The organism is Vibrio sp. 10N.261.51.A3 (assembly GCF_041471965.1).
GTDB classification, from domain to species: domain Bacteria; phylum Pseudomonadota; class Gammaproteobacteria; order Enterobacterales; family Vibrionaceae; genus Vibrio; species Vibrio crassostreae_C.
This window is the reverse complement of record NZ_JBFRPK010000067.1, coordinates 53,182-78,175: the sequence shown is the minus strand read 5'-3', so window position 1 is coordinate 78,175 and position 24,994 is coordinate 53,182. Positions and strand designations below refer to the sequence as shown.

24 protein-coding genes are annotated in these 24,994 nt (G+C 44.1%); 13 read left to right on the top strand and 11 right to left on the bottom strand.

The genetic code is table 11. From position 1 onward, the window contains the following. Positions 1 to 81: 81 nt before the first annotated feature. The 6 genes from AB4371_RS16595 (at position 82) to AB4371_RS16570 (ending at position 4,768) form a co-directional block, all read left to right on the top strand. Positions 82 to 966 (top strand): AraC family transcriptional regulator, encoded by an 885-nt coding sequence (locus AB4371_RS16595; protein WP_017081508.1) that lies wholly within the window; start codon positions 82 to 84, stop codon positions 964 to 966. A 569-nt stretch (positions 967 to 1,535) separates the two neighbouring features. After that, positions 1,536 to 2,783: a RidA family protein gene (locus AB4371_RS16590; protein ID WP_372150357.1), complete on the top strand. Its 1,248-nt coding sequence runs from the start codon at positions 1,536 to 1,538 to the stop codon at positions 2,781 to 2,783. 213 nt (positions 2,784 to 2,996) lie between these two features. Next, the gene (locus AB4371_RS16585; protein WP_017062659.1) at positions 2,997 to 3,353 is read left to right on the top strand and encodes a hypothetical protein; all 357 of its coding nucleotides are present in this window, start codon (positions 2,997 to 2,999) and stop codon (positions 3,351 to 3,353) included. Between the two features lie 94 nt (positions 3,354 to 3,447). Further along, complete coding sequence (locus AB4371_RS16580; protein WP_372150356.1) at positions 3,448 to 3,597, top strand: hypothetical protein; 150 nt, start codon at positions 3,448 to 3,450, stop codon at positions 3,595 to 3,597. A 118-nt stretch (positions 3,598 to 3,715) separates the two neighbouring features. Continuing rightward, positions 3,716 to 4,180, top strand: a complete 465-nt coding sequence (locus AB4371_RS16575; protein ID WP_017062657.1) for an acyltransferase — start codon at positions 3,716 to 3,718, stop codon at positions 4,178 to 4,180. Between the two features lie 69 nt (positions 4,181 to 4,249). Then, a complete protein-coding gene (locus tag AB4371_RS16570) occupies positions 4,250 to 4,768 on the top strand; it encodes a GNAT family N-acetyltransferase (RefSeq protein WP_017062656.1) in 519 nt (172 codons plus the stop codon). 115 nt (positions 4,769 to 4,883) lie between these two features. Here AB4371_RS16570 and AB4371_RS16565 read toward each other — a convergent pair whose 3' ends face one another. Continuing rightward, the gene (locus tag AB4371_RS16565; protein ID WP_017064470.1) at positions 4,884 to 5,330 is read right to left on the bottom strand and encodes a DUF417 family protein; all 447 of its coding nucleotides are present in this window, start codon (positions 5,328 to 5,330) and stop codon (positions 4,884 to 4,886) included. 282 nt (positions 5,331 to 5,612) lie between these two features. On the opposite strand from AB4371_RS16565, the gene AB4371_RS16560 reads away from it, so the two are divergent. Further along, positions 5,613 to 5,975, top strand: a complete 363-nt coding sequence (locus AB4371_RS16560) for a RidA family protein (protein ID WP_017062654.1) — start codon at positions 5,613 to 5,615, stop codon at positions 5,973 to 5,975. 128 nt (positions 5,976 to 6,103) lie between these two features. On the opposite strand, the gene AB4371_RS16555 is transcribed toward AB4371_RS16560, so the two are convergent. Further along, positions 6,104 to 7,690, bottom strand: a complete 1,587-nt coding sequence (locus tag AB4371_RS16555; RefSeq protein ID WP_372150355.1) for a BCCT family transporter — start codon at positions 7,688 to 7,690, stop codon at positions 6,104 to 6,106. Between the two features lie 476 nt (positions 7,691 to 8,166). Between AB4371_RS16555 and AB4371_RS16550 the strand changes: the two genes are divergently transcribed. Both AB4371_RS16550 and AB4371_RS16545 read left to right on the top strand, forming a co-directional pair. Then, entirely contained in the window at positions 8,167 to 11,334 is a 3,168-nt protein-coding gene (locus AB4371_RS16550) for a chitinase C-terminal domain-containing protein (RefSeq protein WP_372082877.1), read from the top strand. Positions 11,335 to 11,607: 273 nt separating this feature from the next. Then, complete coding sequence (locus tag AB4371_RS16545) at positions 11,608 to 13,071, top strand: diguanylate cyclase domain-containing protein (RefSeq protein WP_372150354.1); 1,464 nt, start codon at positions 11,608 to 11,610, stop codon at positions 13,069 to 13,071. Positions 13,072 to 13,206: 135 nt separating this feature from the next. On the opposite strand, the gene AB4371_RS16540 is transcribed toward AB4371_RS16545, so the two are convergent. Beyond that, entirely contained in the window at positions 13,207 to 13,461 is a 255-nt protein-coding gene (locus tag AB4371_RS16540) for a YgjV family protein (protein WP_017068159.1), read from the bottom strand. 268 nt (positions 13,462 to 13,729) lie between these two features. Here AB4371_RS16540 and AB4371_RS16535 point away from each other — a divergent pair, with 268 nt between their 5' ends. The 3 genes from AB4371_RS16535 to AB4371_RS16525 all read left to right on the top strand — a co-directional run bounded on the left by AB4371_RS16535 (position 13,730) and on the right by AB4371_RS16525 (position 16,148). Next, positions 13,730 to 14,317: a DUF4136 domain-containing protein gene (locus AB4371_RS16535; protein ID WP_017064475.1), complete on the top strand. Its 588-nt coding sequence runs from the start codon at positions 13,730 to 13,732 to the stop codon at positions 14,315 to 14,317. Positions 14,318 to 14,495: 178 nt separating this feature from the next. Next, positions 14,496 to 15,680 carry a D-alanyl-D-alanine carboxypeptidase family protein gene (locus AB4371_RS16530; protein WP_017064476.1) on the top strand — a complete coding sequence of 395 codons (1,185 nt, stop codon included), beginning with the start codon at positions 14,496 to 14,498 and terminating at the stop codon, positions 15,678 to 15,680. A gap of 174 nt (positions 15,681 to 15,854) precedes the next feature. Further along, positions 15,855 to 16,148: a YkgJ family cysteine cluster protein gene (locus AB4371_RS16525; protein ID WP_080582263.1), complete on the top strand. Its 294-nt coding sequence runs from the start codon at positions 15,855 to 15,857 to the stop codon at positions 16,146 to 16,148. Between the two features lie 166 nt (positions 16,149 to 16,314). Here AB4371_RS16525 and AB4371_RS16520 read toward each other — a convergent pair whose 3' ends face one another. The 6 genes from AB4371_RS16520 to AB4371_RS16495 form a co-directional block, all read right to left on the bottom strand. Further along, positions 16,315 to 17,991 (bottom strand): pseudouridine synthase, encoded by a 1,677-nt coding sequence (locus tag AB4371_RS16520; protein ID WP_372150353.1) that lies wholly within the window; start codon positions 17,989 to 17,991, stop codon positions 16,315 to 16,317. A 150-nt stretch (positions 17,992 to 18,141) separates the two neighbouring features. Beyond that, entirely contained in the window at positions 18,142 to 18,762 is a 621-nt protein-coding gene (locus AB4371_RS16515) for a glutathione S-transferase family protein (RefSeq protein ID WP_017064479.1), read from the bottom strand. A gap of 35 nt (positions 18,763 to 18,797) precedes the next feature. Beyond that, complete coding sequence (locus tag AB4371_RS16510) at positions 18,798 to 19,829, bottom strand: NADP-dependent oxidoreductase (RefSeq protein ID WP_372128240.1); 1,032 nt, start codon at positions 19,827 to 19,829, stop codon at positions 18,798 to 18,800. Positions 19,830 to 19,972: 143 nt separating this feature from the next. Next, the gene (locus AB4371_RS16505) at positions 19,973 to 20,563 is read right to left on the bottom strand and encodes a TetR/AcrR family transcriptional regulator (RefSeq protein WP_136974728.1); all 591 of its coding nucleotides are present in this window, start codon (positions 20,561 to 20,563) and stop codon (positions 19,973 to 19,975) included. 180 nt (positions 20,564 to 20,743) lie between these two features. Continuing rightward, positions 20,744 to 21,217, bottom strand: coding sequence for an FKBP-type peptidyl-prolyl cis-trans isomerase (locus AB4371_RS16500; protein WP_017062642.1), 474 nt, complete (start codon positions 21,215 to 21,217; stop codon positions 20,744 to 20,746). A gap of 76 nt (positions 21,218 to 21,293) precedes the next feature. Further along, positions 21,294 to 21,920: a thioredoxin domain-containing protein gene (locus AB4371_RS16495; protein ID WP_017062641.1), complete on the bottom strand. Its 627-nt coding sequence runs from the start codon at positions 21,918 to 21,920 to the stop codon at positions 21,294 to 21,296. Positions 21,921 to 22,178: 258 nt separating this feature from the next. Here AB4371_RS16495 and AB4371_RS16490 point away from each other — a divergent pair, with 258 nt between their 5' ends. Further along, the gene (locus tag AB4371_RS16490; RefSeq protein ID WP_029235219.1) at positions 22,179 to 22,814 is read left to right on the top strand and encodes an OmpA family protein; all 636 of its coding nucleotides are present in this window, start codon (positions 22,179 to 22,181) and stop codon (positions 22,812 to 22,814) included. Positions 22,815 to 22,923: 109 nt separating this feature from the next. Here AB4371_RS16490 and AB4371_RS16485 read toward each other — a convergent pair whose 3' ends face one another. Both AB4371_RS16485 and norR read right to left on the bottom strand, forming a co-directional pair. Then, the gene (locus tag AB4371_RS16485; RefSeq protein WP_017062638.1) at positions 22,924 to 23,283 is read right to left on the bottom strand and encodes a glutaredoxin; all 360 of its coding nucleotides are present in this window, start codon (positions 23,281 to 23,283) and stop codon (positions 22,924 to 22,926) included. Between the two features lie 89 nt (positions 23,284 to 23,372). Beyond that, positions 23,373 to 24,965, bottom strand: coding sequence for a nitric oxide reductase transcriptional regulator NorR (gene norR / locus AB4371_RS16480; protein ID WP_372150352.1), 1,593 nt, complete (start codon positions 24,963 to 24,965; stop codon positions 23,373 to 23,375). Positions 24,966 to 24,994 lie beyond the last annotated feature (29 nt).

The following is a 24,994-nucleotide window of genomic DNA, read 5'->3' as shown; positions in this document are numbered from 1 at the left end:
TTGCCTATTTCTACAAACTTGATATTCTTCCTCTGCTTTAGCTTACTTACTCTTAGCACTTGGAATGGAAAGTCGCCACTTATGAAAACACTCGCGCAGTTGTTACAGTCTTATGTAGAACACAAAGGTTGGGATGATCTCGAAGGGATCAGAGAAACTGAAATTGGCGGTGTGTGGTTGTATAGAAGCAGTGGCGGTAATCAGCGTCAGCCATTCACTTACCAGTCGGGTATTATCATGCTAGGGCAGGGTAAAAAGAACATCTATATTGGCGACAGACCCGTTACTTACGCGGCTGGTGATTACCTTGTGGTAGGCGTGCCAATGCCATTGGAGTGCGAAGCCTTGCCTGTAAATGGCGAACCATTGCTTGGCTTGTCGATTAGCATTGATTCTCAACGCTTGCATAGCTTAGTCAAAAAGCTCGAAGATCAAGGCTTCTTAGAGAGCTACTGCAACAAGCACAAACAGAACTCGAGTGGCTTAGAATCGACGCCAATGGAAGAGCAAATGCTAGAGAGCTTTACCCGATTGGTGAAAACGCTGCATTGCGACATTGAGGCCAACATATTGGGCGATGCCATGGTAACGGAGATTGTCTACCGCGCATTAACCGGTTCAGAAGGGCGTGTGCTGTTTGATTTAGCTCATCATGATGGCCATTACGCACGTGTTGCCAAAGCGCTGTCTAAAGTGCATGAAGAGTACGACCAAACCATCACTGTTCAATCGCTTGCTGACGAAGCCAACATGAGTGTGTCTGCCTTTCACAATGCATTTCGTAATGTGACGTTTGAGTCACCACTTCAATATTTGAAGAAGGTCAGGCTCAACAAAGCCAAAGAGCTGATTCAACTAGAAGGCCTTCGAATCAGCGATGCTGCACGTCGAGTCGGCTATTCTAGCCCATCCCAATTCAGTCGCGAATTTAAGCGCCACTTCAATACTACTCCAAGAGCGGTTTAGTTCTTCTTTCAACGAAACTATGTGTTGAGAGCTATAATGCCAAAAGCTATGGTGACGATTGCTCATATTTGTTGAATTATATGAGTAAATGTATCTAATCATAGGCATTGTCAGATTGTAGGTATTTGATTCTCGAATATATTATTAACGTACTTATATAAAATAAGCTCTCGAAAATAATTAATTAAATAGCCTAAGAGTTTATGCACAGGTATAGGGGAGAAACTCACTAACTTAGCTATTAACGAAGTTTTAGTGTGAACAACCTATCAAATATTATCTAAAATTCTGGAATTACTCACCGTACTATCAGAGAGAGTATTCAGGATTATTGAATAGACTTAAAATTAAAGATAATTTAGCAGTTGATAAAGCCTAGCACGACGGATAATTAGTCGTTTGATGACTAATTATTCTGTAACTTGCTGATTTATAGTCACCTTAGAGTCTGACGGGTATCACGTTTACCCTAAAATAATTCACTTAACATGGCGCTACTTTAATCATTCTTCCAAATACGATTGTTAAATATAAATACGTATACCTATTTTATTAAAAGGATAATACCGATGAGTAGCGATATCATTAAAATTTCAAGAAACACTGAAAACGCGCCAATTAATTCTGTATCTACACAAACGGTCGCTTTTTCTCATTATAACAACTTTTCTGCTCAACTTCCGATTGACCCTAAAACGGGTGAAATAGTCATCGGTGATATTAAAGATCAAGCAGCACAATGTTTGAATAATATTAAAGCGATTGTTGAAAGCATCGACCATGTTATGGATGATGTCGTGAAGATTCATGTTTTCGTTAAGAATATTTCTGATATCGATGCTATTGATGAAGTTTACAAAAGCTTCTTCCACAACAGTCTGCCAACACGCACTGTCGTGGGTGTCGCTGCACTGACAAACAGCGATGCGCTGGTTCAAATGGATGCTCTCATTTCTAACGGTGAAGGCACTAAACCACAAGCTCCTTGCACGCTAATTAAGGTCTCAAGAAATACGGATAACGCACCTCAAAGTGCTGTGTCTACGCAGACTGCAGCCTTTTCTCACTACAACAATCTTTCAGCTCAGTTGCCTATAGATGTAGCCACAGGTGAGTTGGTTGATGGTGGTATCAAAGCGCAAACAGCGCAATGTCTATCAAACATTAAAGCTATTTTAGAAAGCATCGGACACGTCATGAATGATGTGGTTAAAACGACTATCTACCTAAAAAATATCGCAGATGCGGAAGTGGTAAATGAAGTATGTGCTAAATTCTTCCCAAGCTACGTTCCTGCTCGTACTGTTGTTAACGCAGCTGAATTACCAATGGGTGCTTTAATTCAAATTGATACATCCATTTCACATGGCGACGGTACACCGCCGCAATTACCAGAAGACACTCGCTTACTGGTTATTGAAACCAATAATACTGTTTCTGCACCATTCATGCCTTATTCGCATACTGTTGCTTTCTCTCACTACAATCATATTTCAGCCCAATTACCTTTAGATCCGAAAACAAATGAAATCGTTGCTGGCGGGGTAAAAGAACAAGCGGAACAATGTTTAAACAATATTAAGGCGATAATTGAAAGCGTTGACCATAGCATGGACGATACGGTGAAAATTAATATTCAACTTAAGGATATTTCAGATATTGATGTGGTAAACGAAGTCTACACCACATTCTTTAATGCTGAGCTGCCTGCAAGAACGGTAGTAGGGGTTTCAGAAATCCCAATGAATGCTTTAGTACAAATTGATGCTGTCGTTTCTAACTGTGAAGGGACACCTCCACAAGACGTTGTTGCATAAATCAATTGAACCCTTCTCGATAATATCGATCAGATCTCGGTTTAGCTTCCAAATAGGGAGCAAACTCAACAGGCCGAGATCTGATCCGTTCACTTCATTACTCAAGTCCATCGAAGCGACACACCTAAGCTTATCCCGTAAACATGGTATTTATAAGGTTGAAGTGTTTTAATATGAAAAACAGACGCTTAACGTAATAAAGAAAACCAGTTTATGCAATTTCGAGCCATTTTACTGCTATGCCTTACCCTAATAGGGTGTTCGTCCAATCAAGAGTTGGTACCCGACCCAACAACCATCACGCTATTTTATGGTGATACATCCATCGCCGCAGGTGTTTTAGAGGATAAAACATTCAATTCAGTCCTTGCCGATAGGGTTGAAAGCGTTACGTTTTCGGGCTCAATATCAAAGAAAGACTCTGGCTATTTTGTCGATATGTTAGTGATTCGAGAAACAAAAGAGCCACGTTCAACACGACAGCTTAACACCTCGCTTCTAATGAAACCGGGAGAGTTAGTAGATGTTGGCGGCGTGAATAACGATGTGTTCAGGGTAATCCTCGAGTAACAAAAATAAAGTGTTCAATTAATCTGATTTTTTGCTTTACCTCAACCTAACTTCAAGTCTTAAGCTTCTCTTACTGATTAAGAAGGAGCTTATTATGCAAAATAACTACGTAAAAGAACTCGCCGTTAAAACTTACCAAGAAGATCTTCAAAAAGAGTACGTTAGATCTAAAGCTCAGCCATTCCACGCCCCAAGTTTTATCGGTGGGGTGCAGTTGTCACTTGTGCTGGTAGGACTGTTTTAATTTATGCAGAATTTCTGATCCATTGCCAACTCTCAACATATCTATTTGCTGCACTTTAATGCTTACGGCACAATCTCTTAGGTTGAATTGTGACGCTAATGTCGAGAGGAAGTGAAGTATGGCAAGTCCAAGAGTATTAAAGTCACAGATTACTGATATTACCTGTGGCGAGAATGTCACTATCATCGAGCCAAGTAACGTTTATGGCTGTGAGCTTAAAGATGATGTGTTCGTTGGCCCCTTTGTTGAGATTCAAAAGAACACCGTGATAGGTGCGAGAAGCAAGATTCAATCTCACACCTTTATCTGTGAGTATGTGACCATTGGAAGTGACTGCTTTGTTGGTCACGGAGTCATGTTTGCCAACGACTTATTCAAAGAGGGCAAGCCAGATCCTAATCCTGAAAGTTGGGGGCGTACCTTGATAGCTGACAACGTCACGATCGGTTCTAACGCTACGGTTCTGTCTGTCAGCATTTGCGAAGGTGCAGTAATCGGCGCGGGCAGTGTGGTAACGAAAGACATCACCGAAAAAGGTATCTACGCAGGTAACCCAGCCAAGAAATTGAGAGGTTTACCGTAACCGTATTAATAAGCCGTGGTTCATGAATCATAAGGTGCGGCTTTTTAGGGAAACATTAGAGTATTTGTCATGGATGTATTTTTACACTTACTTCAACCGAATGACGCGAGTGCGCTTTTGGATTTTGAGGTCGAAAATCGAGAGTGGTTTGAGCAATTTATTCCAGTTAGGGGTGATAGCTTCTATTCAAATGCAGGTGTGACCGAGCAAATCACCAGCTTTCTAACTGAATACGAGAATGGTGAGATGATTCCTATGTTGATCAAAGATGCCAATGGCACTGTCTGTGGAAGAATCAACATCCGCGATATCGACCAGATCGCCCATAGTGGAGAGCTAGGGTATCGAGTAGGTCGTTCCTTTGCTTCAAAAGGCATTGCGTCTAACGCAGTAAAGCAGTTTCTACTCTATTTGGAGGAACAGACCAACCTTAAATATGTTGATGCCTATGCGTTAGTGGGCAATATCGGTTCCAACAAAATCTTATCCAATACCGGTTTTGAATTGGTCGAGTATGTTGAGAGCTACGCGGTGTTTAAAGGAGAACATCAAGATGCTAATTTTTATCGTAAGGTTTTAGCTGACTAGGTGACTATCAGTGCCTTATACATTAGAAGCTGGCAGCGTCCTTCTAGCCAGCTTCGAGTCTTTTTATTTAAAGGTTTAAGGTTACTTCTAGGTTTGGCCACTTCTAGATTTACGGTTACTTCTGAGGTTTGTTATGTTCGATTACGCTAATCGCGATAGCCAAAAACAGGATATCTTTCACTAGGAAGAAGTTAGTGACTAAGATGCCATCCGATACTTTCCAAGCGTTTGGCGTTGTAACCAGGAAGCTAAGTGTCACAACAAAGATAGCCGATGCAGCAATGCCTGAGTAGAAAGCTACTGTCGGCTTCTTAAATCCAACGATCAATCCAATCGCGACGATGATCTCCGCGCCACCCACCATGTTAGACACAGCTTGTACTGAGAACAGATTGTAAAGCCAGTTCATTGCAGGATGATTCGCGATTAGCGGTTCAATGAGCATCGCTTCAGTTGGCGTAAACTTATAAATTCCAATCCAAGCGAGCACTAATGCTACTCCAACCACTCCAAGGTTATATCCCACATTACTCTGTTTTAAATCATAGGTTTGAACATGCATAAAAGTACTCCATTTAATAAAATCCTTGAATATGACCGCAAGAGTTCAGATTAAATTTCGCATTGAGAATAATAATTAATATATTTATCTAGAGATTTGACACGTGGCGACTTATTGTCTCGATAGGGGCTTAAAGGCTAGTGATGTTGAGAACCAAAGCAATGGGGGAAGCGATAGTGCTGTTCAAAAGGTACCGCGAGTTTTCCAATTTTTGTTTTCAATATTCGCGATTTGGATTAGATTACGCTGATGTTCACCCTAATTATAAGAAGAGTATAACCAGTGAAAATTCATAGAATTAACCCGACCAAACGTTGGTCTGATGTAACTGTTTTTAACGGTATTGCAAGCTTTGTGGAAGTGGCAGAGACGGATACAACAGCAGGAATTAAGAGTCAGGTTCAGCAAATCTTCGAACAAGCCGAAGAAATGATGAGTTTGGTAGACAGCGACAAATCTCGCGTATTGTCAGTGACTATTTATCTCACGGATTTCGCTAACTTTGATGCACTCAATGAAGTTTGGGAAGCGTGGTTCCCTGAAGGCTGCGCGCCAAGCCGTGCATGCGTGAAAGCAGAACTTGCTAATCCTGAGCTACTGGTTGAGATGTCGTTTATGGTTGCTGCGGGTGAAAAGTTTCAATAAGCCGAACTATCGGTTGAAATAAGCTTCGTAGATAGAAGTAACGAACAGATAAAACAAAGCCACTCAGGTGAATCACTTGAGTGGCTTTTTAGTGTTCTACGCTACCCGAAACTAAATCGGGTCAGGTATTAAGCGATACCTTGATCTCTTGCCATCTGCTTCGCGATCTTCGGCGCGTGCCATAGACACGGGAGCAAGATAAACGATACCGGAACTGCTGTGATTACAATGAACGACTGTAGAGCGGAGATGCCGCCTGAACCCATTGAGATAAGTGCGATCGCTACCGCACCCATGATGATACCCCAGAAAGTACGTACCGCTGCGTTTGGCTCTGTCGTACCCGTCATTACCACACTGATGGTGTAAGTCATTGAGTCACCTGTTGTCACGATGAACGTGGTCGTCAGGATCAGGAACAGAATTGCAATCAGAGTTGGGAACGGCAGTTGCGCGGTAATTGCTAGAAGAACCGCCGGAAGGTTGAAGCCTTCGAACGCACTAGAAATCACACCTGGGCTCTCTAATTCAAACGCTAAACCGCTACCACCAACGATGCTGAACCAGAAACACGTTACAAGCGGTGCAACGATGCTGATAGAAACGATCATTTGGCGAATAGTACGGCCACGTGAGATGCGAGCAATGAAGATAGCCATCATTGGGCCATAACCTAAGAACCAACCCCAGAAGAATACCGTCCAACCACCTAGCCACGCTGTATCTTGGCGGTATAGCGCCATTGGGATGAAGTTATCAACCATTTCGCCCATACCTTGCAGGTAGCCATCAACGATGAAGCTCGTTGGGCCAACAAGAAGGATGTAGCCGATTAGACACACAGACAAGATGATGTTGTAACGGCTTACCAGTTGGATACCTTTGTTCACGCCGCTCAAAGCAGAAAGCGTGTACATTGCGATAGCAAAGATAATAACAACACTTTGAGTTGCAAAGCTGTCTGAAATGCCAAACAGTTCGCTCAGTGCGTAGCTGATTTGTAGGCCAAGGAAGCCGATAGGGCCGATAGTACCTGCGGCTACAGCCACGATGCTGCATGCGTCGACAACGTTACCAACCCAACTGTTAATCGCTTTGTCGCCAAGTACTGGGTAAAGCAGAGTGCGAGGCTTAAGAGGAAGGCCTTTGTCGTAATGCAAGTGCATTAACACGATGGAAGACAAACCACCTAAGATTGCCCATGCAAGGAAACCCCAGTGCATGAAAGATTGTGATAGAGCATTGAACGCCATCGCTTGAGGATCTGCGTTGCCATACAGTGGCGGAGCTGAAACAAAGTGAGCGATAGGCTCTGCGGCTGCCCAGAACACACCACCGCCGGCTAGCAGCGTACATAGGACGATAGACATCCATTTAAAGGTGGTCATTTCAGGTAGGGCAAGCGTTCCTAAGCGAACGTGGCCGGTGCGACCTAGTGCAAGCACTAAACCGATAATGAAGTTGAGAAGTAGTAGGACTTGCCAGAAAGCACCGAACCACTTAGTTGAATAACTAAAGCCGATGTTTACAAGTTCGGACAACACGGAGGTGTTGGTGAAGGCTAGGATGACAAAGAGGGTTAAAAAACTGCCACTAAGCCAAAAGACTGGGTTTCCGAGTTCCAGTTTTTCACCCAAAGATTGAGCTTTATTGAAATCGATAGAAGTAGATTCTGCGTTGATGTTTTCGTTGGCGACTTGCGTCAAGTTGGACATTATTTCTTCGCTATATTTGGCTCTTTCGAGCCTATGTATTTCTCCCACACTTGCATTGGAAATGTGAGGCTCGTCAAAAAAATCCGCGATACTACCACAATTGTTAAGAAAAAGTGGGCAAATTTAGAAAAGAAATCAGTTCTACGGCGAAATCAATCCCTTTTGGTTAGTTTTAAAACGAAATTTCAGAACGAACAAATAAAGCAGATATGAATAGAGTTTTGTAATTAAGGATACGAATTAGGCGATATTTTTTAGCGTACCGAAATAAATTTAATATTAGTTGTTCGTGCAAAATAAGTGTCGACTCATTGCATGCTATAAACAAATTAATGCGAGTCATTTTATAAATATCGAATATTTTAGGTGTTAAATTGGCACTGTTACCTACAGTTGTTTTGCGAAGAGATTTAAGTGATGAGAAATATGACACTTAAATTAAGCATCTTGAAACAATAACTTAAGGGACAGCTAACATGCACCTAAACCAAGGAAGAGTGGCCAAGAAGGTTTTTACACTCAGTACTCTCACCGCGTCATGCTTAATGGCGTTCAACAGCTACGCGGCTGTGGATTGTTCAACGTTAGAAGCGTGGGATTCCGCCACGGTGTACACCGGTGGTGATCAGGTTTCACATGACGGCAGCGCGTACTCAGCGAATTACTGGAATCAAAATAACAACCCGAGCCAATTTGAGGGTGACTATGCACAATGGAAAAAGATTGATGTGTGTAGTGGTGGCGGAGGTGGCGGTACGCCAAATGAAGTACCAACGGCTTCATTAACGGCACCCTCTGCTTCTGACGTGATTACTGAAGGCGATAATGTTGTATTGAGTGCAACAGCACTAGATTCTGATGGCAGTGTGGCTTCGGTTGAGTTCTTTGTTGATGGCGCATCTGTTGCGGTAGTCACAGCGGCACCTTTCGAAGCGACTTGGGCTGCAACGTCGGGTAATCATCAGGTTTCTGTTGTTGCAACGGATAATGAAGGCGCAGCAAGTGTTGCAAGTGCGGTTTCTGTTTCTGTTGATTCAGCACAACCAGGGAATGAAGCACCGACAGTTTCAGTTGCACTTTCAGTGACATCTGTTGATGTTGGTGGTGTAGTCACACTGACAGCAACGGCAGCAGATAGCGATGGCACGGTTGATAAGGTTGATTTCTACGTAGCGGGTGCTCTTGTGGGCACTGCTGCAACGAGCCCTTACACGTTAGATTACACAACAACTCAAGCGGGTTCTTTAGCGGTTTACGCGAAAGCAACAGACGACCAAGGTGCGACTGCAGATTCTGCGTTGGCATCTTTGACCGTGAACGGCGCTCCAACAGTGAGCACATGTCGCCCTGATGGCTTATATCAAACTCAAGGTGTCGATGTTCCTTACTGTACAATTTACGATGATGAAGGCCGTGAGAAAATGGGTGCAGACCATCCCCGTCGTGTCATTGGTTACTTCACAAGTTGGCGTGCAGGGGATGACCCACAAGCTGCTTACCTAGTAAATGATATTCCTTGGGAACAACTCACACACATTAACTACGCTTTCGTGAGCATCGGTTCAGATGGCAAAGTAAACGTCGGTGATGTAAACGATCCAAATAACGCAGCGGTTGGTAAAGAGTGGCCGGGTGTGGAAGTTGATCCGGCATTAGGCTTCAAAGGTCACTTCGGTGCATTAGCGACAGCGAAGAAAAAACACGGCGTGAAAACGTTAATCTCAATCGGTGGTTGGGCTGAAACAGGTGGTCACTTCGCGACTGATGGCAGCCGCGTGGCTGATGGTGGTTTCTACACCATGACGACCAATGCTGATGGTTCTATCAACCATCAAGGTATCGAAACATTCGCGACTTCAGCGGTCGAAATGCTGCGTAAGTACCAGTTCGATGGTCTAGATATCGATTACGAATACCCAACCTCAATGGCGGGTGCCGGTAATCCATACGACAAAGACTTCATGGAACCACGTCGTCAATACCTGTGGGCTTCGTACCAAGTGTTGATGAAAGTGCTACGTGAGAAGCTCGATGCGGCGTCTGCGCAAGATGGCAATCACTACATGTTAACGATCGCAGCGCCTTCTTCTGGTTACCTATTACGCGGTATGGAAACATTCGATGTAACCAAGTACCTCGATTACGTAAACATCATGTCTTACGACCTTCACGGTGCGTGGAACGATCACGTAGGTCATAACGCAGCCTTGTTTGATACGGGTAAAGATTCAGAGCTAGCGCAGTGGAACGTATACGACACGGCGGCTTACGGTGGTATTGGTTATCTGAACACGGATTGGGCTTACCATTACTTCCGTGGTTCTATGCCAGCAGGACGTATTAACATCGGTGTGCCTTACTACACTCGTGGTTGGCAAGGCGTAACGGGTGGTGAGAATGGTCTTTGGGGCCGAGCAGCACTGCCAAACCAATCTGAATGTTCAGCGGGTACGGGTGAAGGCGAGAAAAACAACTGTGGCCATGGCGCTATTGGTATCGACAACATGTGGCACGATACCGATCCAAAAGGTAACGAAATGGGCGCGGGTTCTAACCCTATGTGGCACGCGAAGAACCTAGAGAAGGGTATTTGGGGCTCTTACGCTGAAGCTTACAAGCTTGATCCTGTGAATGATCCTTCAGATGTTCTAACGGGCACTTACACGAGAAACTACGACAGTGTGGCGGTTGCCCCTTGGTTGTGGAACGCAGAGAAGGGCGTATTCCTTTCAACAGAAGATAAACAGTCTATCGACGTGAAAGCGGACTACGTTATCGACAAAGAGATCGGCGGCATTATGTTCTGGGAACTAGCAGGGGATTATAACTGTTATGTTCTCGATGCGAATGGCAACCGAACGTCTATCGATACGACCGAACAAGCGTGTAACAGCGGTAACGGTGAGTTCCACATGGGTAACACCATGACGAAAGCTATCTACGATAAGTTTAAGTCTGCAACACCATATGGAAACAAAGTAGCGACGGGTGCTATTCCAACAGAAGCGCTAGATATCGCGGTATCGGTTGGTGGCTTCAAAGTCGGTGACCAAAACTACCCAATCAACCCTAAGATCACGTTCACGAACAACACAGGGCAAGCTCTTCCGGGTGGAACTGAGTTCCAATTCGATATCCCAGTATCTGCACCTGATAACGCGAAAGATCAATCGGGTGGTGGTTTGACCGTGATTGCTTCAGGTCATACTCGCGCGGATAACATCGGTGGACTAGATGGAACCATGCACCGAGTGGCGTTTACGTTGCCGACATGGGAAGAGCTTCCTGCTGGCGGTGTGTATGAGTTAGACATGGTGTATTACTTGCCAATTTCTGGCCCTGCTAACTACGCGGTGAATGTCGGTGGCGTTGATTACGCGTTTAGCTTCGAGCAGCCAGATCTACCATTAGGTGATATCAGTTCAGGTGGCGGTAACCCTGGCGATGGTGGCACCAATCCAGGTACATGTGATACGGCAGGTTTAGCGGTTTACCCAGACTTACCTCAGAAAGATTGGGCAGGTAATCCAAGCCATGCAAACACAGGTGACCAAGTGGTTCACAACGGCAGTATTTACCAAGCAAACTGGTGGACAAGTTCTGAACCGGGCAGTGATGGTAGCTGGACTCAGGTTTGTTCTTAATCTAACGCTAGATTATGTATTCATAGATAACGAATGAGAATGATTTTAAGTTTATTTATCAATACCTTAGTTTGATTTAAATACATGACTGAAGCGTAAAATTAAAACGCCGAACTGAATCCAGTTCGGCGTTTTTGCTATAAGTCACAGATTGCGTATAGAAACCTCTCAGAATATCGACACTCGTTCAGTAAAAAAGATAAGTATGATATAAAACAGTCTGCCTATAACAAAAAATAGCGTTACCTAAAATTAGAAAGCTATGGGGTAATCTTGAAAGTCAGACGTAAATACATTCTTAGTTTCTCAATTGTGCTGGCCGTAGTTTCTCTGATCCTCTCTGCTGTTCAATTCAACCGGACGAAAGAATCATTATTAGATTCCAACCAATTCTTCTTTCGTACTATTGTGAACGCGAGTTACGACATCGTAGACACCACAGTCAACGAAGCGATCAAAACCTATCTAAAAGGTGTGACTGATACCGTCGCCTCTCACGCACTGCGTGTCTCTCCAGAACAAGAAGTTGAAGAAGTCATTCGAATTGCCAACGAATTGGTGATTGGAGAGTCTGGTTATATCTACCTGATGTCACCACAAGGTATTCATCTATATCACCCGTTTTTACAAGGGAAAAATCGCGCGCATTTAACCCATATTCAACAACAACTGAGCTTACAGTCTGGAATGACCCAATACTCGCACGCCAATCCACATGAAGTTGGCAAGCGTGCGAAGGTCGCATATTCAGTGAGGCTACCGAGTGGCAATACATTGGTGGCGACCACCTATAAAGATGAACTGATGTACCTGGTTGATCTCGAAGCACTTAAAGACAAATTGAGAAAGTACTCGTATGGCGATAGTGGCTATGTATATATCGTTGATTTACAAGGCACGTTAGTCCTTCAACCTAACTTTGAACACGAGCACTTAAAAACCTTGATTGATGACTCTTCAGAGTTGCTTATCGATAAAGTCGTCGATGAACCTGAAGGTCACTTTAGATACTCTATCTCTACGGCAGATGGCACGACGAGTAAAAACATCTTCTACAAGTTTTATCCGTATCTTAATTGGGTTATTTCTGCTGGTGTCTTAGAACAAGAGCTCAACAAGAACCACAGCTTATTGTTGGCAAGTTTGATGACGTTGGTTGTTAGTCTACTGAGTATCATTGTTGTTCTGGTGCTTTACCTGCGGCATCGTCATCTCAAAATATTGGATGTTGCGAGCCTCGATTACCTCACAGGCCTTCCTAGCCGACGGAGTTTTATCGAGCAGCTAAAACTGAAAATTACTCAGAAGTCACCTTATCCGATAACGAATGTCGGTGTCATTTTGCTGGATATTGACCATTTCAAGCGGGTGAACGATCAATATGGTCATGCTCAAGGCGATAGGGTTATCTGTGAGGTCGCAAAATCACTGAAGAGATTTGTTAACCGTCGTCGTTTGATTGCACGCTATGGCGGTGAAGAGTTTATTTTGGTGACGTTTGATTGTGATGAACATGAGTTATTCGAATTATCAGAGGCGTTACGGTTATGTGTTGAGCAACTTCAAGGCTTAGTGTCGCCAGTAACAATCAGCGCTGGTTGTTGCCATGCTCAAGCACTGACTGACATTGAAACCGCTATCGATAAAGCCGACAAAGCGCTTTATCAAGCAAAAGAGAGTGGACGTAACAACACTCAAGCGTATCGAGAGAACGAATATCACGTTGCTTACATGTGATCGGTTGAAAGCCTCATTGAATTGAAAAGTTTTGTTCACACAAATCGAGCTCTTGAGAACGACAAACACAAAAAAGCCCAAATAGATCGCTCTATTTGGGCTTTTTCAGAATTATTTGAAAGGCTAATCGTTAATTTAAGCTTTCGCTGCTTTCATCGCTTCCGTTTTTTTTTCCTTTTGCATTTTTGCAAGGAAGTAGATGTTTACACAAGCGATAAAGCCGTTGGTGGCTGCAACTGGCCATGCGTCAATCATGATGCCGTATGCTGTGAAGAGTGCACAGCCAATAAAGTTAAGGACACGCAGACGAACGATATCTTTCATTGTTAATGAAATTGCGACCATAATAGACGCAGCGTAACCTAAAATTTCAACCATATTGAATTCCATTGTTTGACCCTCTTAAATTTGCCGATACTTTGTCGGTACCAATTCTTCTCTTCATGAGATGATTGAGGAAGCTCCGTGCCTCGAATGGTCTGGTTTTGTTTAACGGGGAGAACTATACCAACTCTGTTTTTGTGATTAAACCCCCAAAACAGACAGAGGTGAAGGTTAGCGATTACGCAAACGTTTAATGACCTTTCTATTAACATAATTACTATTTATGTTGGAGATTGAATTGATAGTTATTCTTATATAGGTAAGGAAGCCTCGAATGATAAAACGATCCATTTGTGCAACAAAAAGCATAAAAAAAGCAGCACTATTGGCTTTGATGGCTATTGGGCTGACCGCATGCTCTACGCAAGAAATACCACCCACACACAATTATGGTGTGGTCACTAGCGGTGACTTTGGTTTCATGAAACACGGCGTGATGACGTACTCCTGGCACCCTGAGTCAGAAAAGGTTTACCTTTCTCAAAAATACGATGAAACCGTGGTAACCGATTTAGTGCGTGATTCGATTCAAGAACAGCTCTCAAGTAAAGGTTATCAGTTAAAGCAGGATGGTGTCGGTGATGTTGTTGTAGGCTTTGGATTAGCGGAAGAATCGGAACTGAACGATGAGTCTATCTTCGATGCGATTAAGCTATCTACTGGTGTGCCATTTTACGATGGTGAAGGTAAAGTCGCGGAGAAAGGGTCGTTGTACATTGCGTTTTTCGTACCTAACTCAGAGGTCGTACAATGGCAAGCATTAGCACAGTCTGGCATCCAACCTGATTTAGAGCCAAGCGAGAGCAAACAGCGTATTACTGGATTTGTTGAAATGTTATTTAGACGCATGCCTGAGCGATAGCATTAGGCGTTGAATGCATTCGTGGAGTAAATATTAGTTGTGGAAAATATGGTCAGATCGCAGATTATACTTTTTTATTTGTAACGAATGGTACAAATACGTAAAGCAACGTAAAGTTCGCGCTTCTTTTGCTAGCATTTGTCTATACTGCTCAAAACGTTAACTTAGGTTTGATTCAATGAAACTGTTTTCCAAATACTCTCTCCCTCTATTAAGTATATTCATTGTAAGTAACGCCGCGATGGTAAGTAATGCAGCTATCGCAGCACCTTCTATAGTACCAAGCCCACCTAGCCTAGGCGCAAAAGGGTATGTGTTAATTGATTTTAATTCTGGTGATGTGCTGGTAGAAAAAAACGCACATACGAAGTTAAACCCAGCAAGCTTGACCAAACTGATGACCAGCTATGTGGCAGGTCAAGAGATGAAGCGAGGCAACATCTCTGCTGATGATCAGGTACGAATCAGTGAGAACGCGTGGGCGAAGAACTTCCCAGACTCTTCAAAAATGTTCATCGAAGTAAACACCGATGTAGCAATGATGGATCTTTATCGTGGCTTGATTATTCAATCCGGTAATGATGCTAGCGTTGCGATTGCAGAGCATGTTGCAGGCTCACAAGATGCATTCGTTGACCTGATGAACTCTTGGGCTACCTCTCTGAAGCTAGAAAACACCCATTTTGCCAATGCACATGGTTTGGATGCAGACGACCTCTATTCGACTCCTTACGATATCGCGTTACTCGGTCGTGCCATTATTCGTGATTTACCGGATGTGTATGGCTTATACAGCGAACGCTCTTTCAGTTACAACGGCATCACTCAACATAACCGTAATGGCTTGTTGCGTGATAGAAGCTTAACCGTTGATGGCATGAAAACGGGCTACACCTCTGGTGCTGGCTACAGTTTGGCGAGTTCAGCGACACAAGGTGAGATGAGACTTATCGCGGTTGTGATGGGCGCATCAAGCGTTAAGAGCCGTGAATCAGACAGCAAACAGCTGTTGAGCTACGGTTTCCGTTTCTTCGATACACTAAACCCGCATAAAGGCGGCGATCAAGTGGCTGAAGAGAAGGTATGGTTTGGTGAGCAAGACACATTGAAATTAGGTGTGGCAGAAGACACGTTCATTACGTTGCCTAAGTCAGACAGTAAAAAGCTGACTGCATCTATCGAGCTTAACTCTGAACTGAAAGCGCCAATTGCAGAAGGTCAAACTCTAGGTGTGGTTCATTACACCGTTGATGGCGAAGATGTTCAAACTCAGCCTTTGATCGCGCTTGAAGCGGTTGAACAGGGCGGTTTGTTCAAACGTTTAATAGACTACGTTAAGCTGTTCTTCGCGAGCCTGTTCTAAATAGAGCCTGTGGCGATAAGCCGCGCTAAAAGTCGAAATATTATGGGTGTTGTGAGTGAATCACAGCGCCCTTTGTTATTTCTACATCAATGAAAACGCCGCGCCGCACTATCTTTATTAGCCGTAGCGGGCGGTTTCGATTACTATACGCAAAATTTAGCAGTGTAGTCACTTATGACGATAGATATAAAGAACGTAACCGAACCCGAAGTAACCTGTGCAAATTGTCAGGCATGCTGTTGTCGTTTAGAGGTTATGATCATCACAGATACGGGCGTACCTGAAGAGCACATCGCTTATGATGAATGGGGCGGTGAAACCATGAAGCGCTTAGACGACGGCTGGTGTTCTGCGGTAGATAGAGAAACACTGATGTGTACTATCTACGAAAACCGACCATGGATCTGTCGCGAGTTCGAAATGGGCTCTTTCGAATGTGTTGACCAGCGCAAAGATGTGATGGGCTAGGCGTCTGCAGTATTGAACTCAGTAACTAAAGTACGCTAATGAACTGTGATAATCACATTAAAATTAAATATCAGGGTTCTATACCTTAAGCAGTTGTAGAACCTTGATGCGTTTTATGAGATCAAATATTGAGTGAGATAAGAGTCTTAGCTCGATAAGTTAGAGTTTAGAACTCGGAAGGCACTTCAAACTCCATCCATTCACCGGTTGTCGGGTGAATCAACTTTAAGTAGCCAGCGTGCAGGTGTAAGCGCTCGCGTTTGTATCCGTATAAGTCGTCACCACGAATAGGTACACCAAGCCCTAATGGATGAGCACAGTGCACTCGCAGCTGGTGGGTTCGCCCTGTTTTAGGGTACAAGTGAACCTTGGTTTTGCAATTGTGAGTGCTAACCACTTGCCAATGGGTCTCTGCATTTCGGCCGTGTTGGTGACAAACCAGTTGTCTTGGTCTGTCCGTGATGTCGCCGCGCAAAGGAAGGCTGATATTGCCAGATTCGCCCGTTATCTCGCCATCTAACAAAGCGGTGTAGCGTTTCTCTACGGTTCTATTAATGAACTGCTTCTGAATATGCTTGTTTGATTCCGCCGTGAGCGCCAAGATCAACAAACCTGACGTCGACATATCCAACCTATGGATAATCAAAGGACCAGTCGCATCCGGGTAACGCGCTTTTATGCGGGTATAAACTGAATCTTCGATGAACTTACCGGGAACCGACAAGAACTCTTCTGGCTTATTGACGACTACGATTTCATCGTCTTCATAAACAATATTAAAAGACTTACCAACCGCAGGGTTCACGATAAGCGGGTTATCTTCTAGCTCTATGCCACTTAACTGGTGTTCGAGGATCTCAAAGCTTTTACTCTGACAAACAGGGTAGAGGTTTGCGTGTTGTCGAATGATGTCTGTAGGCGGTAATCCCCACCAAAATTCAGACAAAGCTAACGGTTTGAACCCGTGTTCAAAGGCGAAGTTAAGCAGCTTTGGTAGGCAGCAGTCACCAGAGCCTTCAAGCGCGTCTTTACCATCGAGCAACTCGAGTAAATTCTTAGATTGCTTGGCTTGATTGATAAAGCGATAGTGAGAGAGGCGTTGAGTTTCCAACTGTTGTGAAACTGCTTGGTGATCTTGCTTACGGTTTTTCAGTTCGCTTTCAATCAAATCAATTTGTGATTGGCGCTCTGCGATCTTCTGTTTCCACTCAATACGAAGTGCTTTTAGGTCACGTTTCTCTTGGCTACTTTGATTGCCCAGTTGTTTGAGCAAATTCGCCGCTGACTCTAGATTCCCTAATGCTTTTTCTTGATTGGCTTGTTCTCTGAGTTCGTTACGCTGAGCTTTGTTTGCGGCCATTGCTAACTGAAAGGCTTCGATAGCTTTTGCTGATTCGATTTTTAACCCTTCAAGCTCGGCCAATAATGTGTCTAGATTGTGCGACTGTTGCAGCTTTTCAATGTCGTCCGAGAGCTGCAATTGTCGAGCAAGGTTCGCACTGTTTTGAGATTGAAACTGTTTTGAATCGAAGGCTGGTGGAACAAAGTGAATGTTGTTTAACTGAGAGACCAAAGCCGGATCTAACTGCAAGCCTGAAAACGCAGAAAGGTAACCTAACCCTTGTGTGGTTGGATTCTGAACAAGAAGCACAGCGTAGAGATTACCTTGCGAGGTTTCATTCACACCACAGTCGACAAGTGATTGCTGAAGCTGCAGCATAGCGAATTCACACACAGGGTGCGGGGTATAGTAATACGGAAACGTAAAACGAGTCGGTAGCGCTAAATCGACATTCGTGTTTGCTAGGTGCAGAGGTGTGTATTGAGCGAGGTTTGTTGGCATTAAGATCAAACTCTATGGCTGTTCAGTTAGAGTTCGGTATTGTTGTCGAAATGAAGACAAATGAGAAGCCAAAGCAGAAGATAAATCGGCTTTGGCTTCATTTAGTTTCTTGTGTTTACTCTAGCAAGCACGTGTTTGAGTGAAACTCGATCAGTTCGAGTGTTCTAGCTCTACTTGCTCAGCTTTTTGGTAAGCAGGGTGGCTCTTTAAAAGTTCACCGTATTTAGCGATGTTAGGGTAAAGCGCAGTTGCACCAAAGTTACCCACGATTTCTACGATGAACGACATCATAAAATCTGCACCTGTTAGTGTGTCTGCAACCAAGTAGGTTTTACCTTCAAGTGCATTATTCACGTAAGTGAGGATCTTTTGGTTTTCGTCGTCTGCATAACCGCCTAGGAAGTTAGTTTCGCAGCCGTCCTTCATTACAAAGATCTTAAGTAACATTGGCAAAATACCTGAACTCTCAGCGAAGTGAAGCCATTGCGAATACTCAACGTAGTTTGCGGTGCCGCGTGTAGGTGCGAACTTACCCTGACCGTATTTGTCGATTAGGTATTCCGTGATAGCACCAGATTCAGTGATCACGACGCCATCGTCTTCAATGACAGGAGATTTACCCAATGGGTGAATGGATTTGAGTTCTGGTGGTGCAAGAAAAGTGACACTGTCTCGTTGGTAGGGTTTGATTTGGTAATCTACCCCAAGCTCTTCCAATAGCCAGATGATGCGCTTTGAGCGCGACTTATTCAGGTGATGCAAAGTAATCATGATTCTACCTAGTTAACGGGTTCAGTTTATTGAATTTATTTAGCTTCGTTCGTTTTGATAACAAGCTTACCGAAGTTCTGACCTTCCAATAGGCCCATGAATGCTTGTGGCGCATTTTCTAGACCTTCAACCAGGTGCTCACGATAGTGCATCTTGCCTTGAGACAACCATTCTGTCATTTGAACAGCAAATTCGTTGTAACGGTGTGCGTAGTCATCAAAGATGATGAAACCTTGCATCTTAATTCTTTTAACAAGCAGCATACCCATCAGGCTAGACATACGATCTGGTCCTTCAGGCAGTGAAGTCGCATTGTATTGAGAGATAAGGCCACACACAGGAATACGAGCACCTGTGTTAAGCAGAGGCATTACTGCATCGAATACCTTGCCGCCAACGTTTTCAAAGTAAACGTCGATGCCGTTGTCACACGCTTTAGCCAATTGCTCCGCGAAGTCGTCAGCTTTGTGGTCGATGCATTCATCAAAGCCAAGAATCTCTTTCGCGTACTGACACTTCTCTTGACCGCCTGCAACGCCGATAACACGACAGCCTTTTAGTTTGCCGATTTGTCCAACGGTTGCGCCTACAGCACCTGTTGCTGCTGCAACGACTAGCGTGTCGCCTTCTTTAGGTTGGCCGATATCAAGCAAGCCCATGTAAGCGGTAAAACCAGGCATACCCATGATGCCAAGCGCGTAAGAAGGGTGCGTTGGTTCTTTGCCGAGTTTGATTAGGCCTTCACCGTTAGACACACCAAGATCTTGCCAACCTGTGTAAGCCAGTACCCATTCGCCAACTTCGTAATCAGCGTGGTTTGATTCTTCAACCTGACATACGGTTGCGCCAACCATCACCTCATCAATCGCAACGGGATCTGCGTAGGATTTAGCATCGCTCATACGACCACGCATGTATGGGTCTAGAGAAAGGTAAACTGAGCGAAGTAACATCTCGCCGTCTTTGATGCTTGGCGCAGCTATTGTCTCTAAACGGAAGTTGTCTTGAGTCGGTGCGCCAACTGGGCGAGAAGCCAATACGATTCGGCGATTGTCTTGTTGAGTCATTGGATGTCCTTAATTGTGTATTTTATACATTTAGAATTAGACCAGTCGTCTAGTCTTGTTGTCTAAAAATCCCGCCGTCATCAAATTGATAAGAGGGCGGGTGATTTTTTTAAGTTAAAGCCAATAAAGCGCGCTGCGCGTTATTAGCTTTCACCTTTTAAAATTCGTTCGGTAAGGCTCAAAGCTGACTGTAAGCTATGTGAGCTTTGGCTCAGCTTGCTCAATAAGCTGGCGCCTAACCACATTGAGTATAGGTTCTGAGCTGCTTCTTGGCTCTCTTCAACCTTTATGGAGCCATCTTCAATACCGCCGACAATGCACTGTTCGATGGTATTCGTCACTTTTTCTGCACCCTTTAATAGCGCTTGGCGCATAGGATCAGAAAGATCAGAAACTTCCGCGCTGAGTTTAACGACCAAGCATTTATGAGCATTGCAGGTGCCGTTTTCGGTCTTCGCCCATAGCGAGAAATAGCTCAAGATTCGCTGATAATGATTACCTTCACCGTGTACTAAAATTGCTTCAATCTTAGTGATGTAGTTTTCAAAATAGTGTTGAATCAACGCCTCGCCAAATTGCTCTTTAGATTTAAAGTAGTGGTAAAACGATCCTTTCGGCACGTCCGCTTCTTTAAGCAATTGCGATAAGCCAACGCCGTTAAAGCCGTTGTTTACTATTAGTTGATAGCCAACATCTAAAACATGCAGGCGTGTGTCATTCGTTTTTTCGTTCATGGGCGGTACTATAAGTTAAATTAGACCAGTCGTCTAGTGGTCGAGTTTTGAGGGTATATTTGGTCGTTGTTACAGTAGCTAGGTAGTTAAGTAGCTAAATAGCCAAAGTGCTATCAAATGTTCAGATATAAAAAAGCCCCAACATAGCGCGTATGTTGGGGCTTAAATCAATCACTTCGATTATTTGATAGAGATGAGTTCTACATCAAAAATCAGAGTCGATGATGGTGGGATAGGGCCTGAACCGCCTTTACCGTAAGCTAGAGTGCTTGGAATGAATAGACGAACTTTTTGGCCTTCAACCATGTAAGTCAAACCTTCTTGCCAGCCTTTAATTACTTGCTTAAGAGCAAATGAGATTGGCTCGCCGCGCTCAACAGAGCTGTCGAAAACAGTGCCGTCGATTAGCGTACCGTGGTAGTGAACCGTTACTTTGCTGTTCTTAGTTGGGTGCTCTGTGCCTGTACCTTCTTCAAGAACAAGGTATTGAAGACCGCTTTCAGTCGTAATCACGCCTTCTTTAGTGCCGTTTTCAATTAGAAATTGTTGGCCTTGTTCGAAGTTTTCTCCGCCAGACTTATGATTCGTCCAAGTACGGTAAATCATGAAACCCGCCAAAAGAAAGACAATGACCGGGATGACAAATTTAGACATAGTAAAACCTATTTATATTGAGTGCTGAATTTCGTAGTTAATACAAAATGTGTTAATCAGTTGACTAAAGCCGTGATTATGGTTGAGTCAAAAGGTAGTTGATCGTTTTTGCAATGCCAGCAACGTCTTGGTGACCTGCTGTTAGTACTTGGTATTTACCGTTGATGATAAAGGTTGGTACTGAGTTGATCTGACCTTTTACTGAGATCTCTTCTGCTTGCTTAACGTAGTCGAAAAGAGCGACTTGCTGTTCTTTATTCAGCTGGTATGGGCTAACCAAACCACGAGAAGTAAACGCTGTCTCTAGTGCTTGTTGACGCTGCTCAGGTGTTGCATCTGCACCCATTTGAACGGCACCAAATAGGTCGTCCATGAATGCGTGGTCAGGCGTCGCATCAAGCTGCATCACTGCTGTGTAGTAGATCATTGCGCTGATTTGAGCGCTTTCGTTGAACGTCACGTGCATCTTGCCAATAGTTTGGTCTGTTAGAGATTCAATCTCTGGAATGGCACTTTCCATTTGACGGCAGTGACCACAGTTAAGAGAGAAGATTTCAGTGATCGGAGACAAGTTAAATTCTGTTAGAGCAGTAGGAAGCGCTTCGTATTGAACGCCTTTTTGTGGCTCGTCTGTTTCACTACAACCCGCGATAATGAGTACGGCAGCGAGTGCTGTGATGAATTTAGTAAATGGTTTAAACATAATGTTTGCTCTAGCGTTGAGAAGTCGTGAGATTCTAACTATTTAGTACGAATTGGAAAACAATTATAAGGTAAATAAATGCAAACAGTTCGAACTAGCGGCTGAAGACAAGCTAGTAGACGGTTAACTGTGATCAACAGCACTTTTTTGGGTTCTGCTTTCTTTTCGTCTAAAGTTTTTCCCTCGGTGCCGATATAGACATTAGTGAATGGTTTATCTGCATGAGTGGTTGGTGAAGTAATGAGATATTTAGCGATAATGTTAAGCATAGCTTTGGCTGGGTGTGAAGCCACGTCACCAACTGACTTACTTGGCGGTGACATGCTAGAGACTGCACCACAAACCGATTACGACTTGATGCATCCTGAATGGGGTGTGGTTCAAACGACTCATGTAGCAAGCAATCGTGGGTACTCTATCCAGAGTAGCACTCATCAACACAGAACCATCACGACCAACTACGGACGTGGCGTTTCGACTAACGACCCACTGGAAGTCTTTTTAAGACAAAACCGCATCGATTTTGAAGTGTTGCCGGGTAACCATGTGATGGTAAAGCTTGAGCAGCACGTGAACTTTAAAACAGGTTCAGCATTCCCTGAGCCAGCGTATAATCAATGGCTAGATACGCTAGGCAGCTACCTTGCTCAACGCCAAGATATTGATGTGGTGATTGAAGGGCACACCGATAACACGGGCACAGATCGAATCAATGATCCGCTTTCAGAGCAGCGAGCAAAAGAAGTGAAGGCTCGATTAGAGAGTAACTACGTATCAAGTCGTTCCATCTATACTCGTGGCTTCGGTGAGTATGTTCCAGCTTGTACGAACGCTTCTGCGCAAGGCAAGGCGTGTAACCGCCGTGTGGAATTGATGCTGATTGTCACGAAGTAGTCGTTTGAACTTTCGCGCCCAATTTGAAGCGATTAACGCCAAATAACAGACATAAAAAATCCCTCACATTCGAGGGATTTTTTGTATCTGACTTTTGTTGCTTTATTGCTTATGCAAACTGCTTTTCTAAGTAAGTCACGATATCTGAAGATTCGTACATCCACTCAGTTTTACCGTCTTTTTCGATACGTAGACAAGGCACTTTCACACGACCGCCGCCAGCTTCAAGCTCAGCACGGTGTTGCTCGTTGTTTTTTGCATCACGAAGTTCAAATTGAACCGACTGACGTTTCATCGCGCGGCGCACTTTCACACAAAATGGGCACGCTTCGAATTGGTATAACGTGTGCGTTTTTGCTTGCTCATTTACTTTGCTTTGTTCTTCTTGAGAACGCTTCACACCACGTGGGCTGAAAACAAAATTCAATAACAAGATGACACGACCTAAGAACCAACGGATAAACTTCATAACTCTCTCTACATATTTAAAATTAGCGTTACAATTTGCAGCATTATATACACAAGTTTTGTCAGATGCTCGCAACAAACCGCTAATATCTATTTTGTCCGTTCGATCGTATGAGACTTAGCCACATTTAGCCCTAAACGCTTAGACAGTCGAGTCAGATTTGCTCGGTCTGTTTTCAGAACTCGCCCTGCTTGTGCCCAGTTAAAGTTGGCATCTTCCAACACCTCAGTAATGATACTGCGTTGAAAATCGTCCGTTGCACCACGTAGCCCTGCAGAAAGGTCGATCGTTGGTGTCGATAATGGTGTGTTTTTCACCTGAGTCGTCGCAATTGGCTGATCTTGGTCTAGAGGACCACAATCTTCCTTGGTGATTGTCACCAGGTTTTTATTGGTGCTGCGCGCTAACGCTTTCAATGCGGAACGACTGATCACATGCTCAAGTTCACGCACGTTACCCGGCCAAGCATAACGGTTTAGGAAAGAAAGAACGTCGGAGCGGAACTTAACTTGGTTGATACCAAGCTTACGACGCGCTTGTTCTAAGAAGAAACCCGCTAATAGGTTGATGTCGTCACCACGATCTTTCAGTGCTGGCACCGCGATAGGATACACACTCAATCGGTGGTACAAATCGGCTCTGAATCGACCGTCTTCAACTTCTTGTTTTAGATCTCGGTTTGTCGCTGCCAATACTCGCACATCAATGGTTTGAATGTTGTCTTGGCCAACCGGTTGGATTTCGTTGTTTTGCAGCGCACGTAGGAGCTTACTTTGAGCGGCCAAAGGCAATTCACCAATCTCATCAAGGAACAGTGTGCCACCATCGGCTAAAGCAAATTTACCTAAGCGGTTTTTGTCTGCGCCAGTGAACGCGCCACGAACGTGACCAAACAGTTCACTCTCTACTAAGTTTTCAGAAATTGCAGCACAGTTTACGTAGACGAGTGGGTTACGTTTACGTTGAGATTGGTGGTGCAGGGTGCGAGCCACAAGCTCTTTACCAACCCCGGTGTCACCATGAATCAAGATATTAAACTCAGATGGAGCTACAACAGCGATGTCGTTCTTAAGCGCGACCATGGTGTCACTGTTACCAATCAACTCACCGCCGTCACGTTCCCACGCTTCTACGTTCAATTCTTCGAGTAATTGCTTTGACTGTTTTGCTTGATGCTCAAGTTGCGAGAAGGTCAGTGCCATCTGCATGGTTGAGGCTGCAATAGCTGCCAGTACTTCAAGGTTACGCGCCGGAATATTCGCGAAGACATCAGGTTTCAAGCTGTCTAGAGTCAGAATGCCTAAGAGCTTATCGCCAAATAGCAAAGGCAAGCCCATACAAGCATGCATTGGTAAATCGCCATCATGGTCAATAAGCAAACCATCGAAAGGATCGGGTAAGGAGCTGTCAGCATCGAAACGAACAGGAGAGCGAGACGCGCAGATCTCTTCAAACCGTGGGTGTTCTGAAATGATAAAGCGACGACCGAACGTATCTCGGCTGAGCCCTTGCATTGCGATAGGTACTAGCGTGTCGCCTTGAAGGCTTAAAAGCGCGACACAATCACACGTTATGGTTTTGCGAATGGCATCGATCAGGCGATTGAAACGATCTTGATCGTTGACACCACTTGCGAGGCCAATGGTCATTTCCATGAGGGTAGATGCGGAGATATCTTGCATAAAAAACTCTAACTGTGTGTTTATAAACA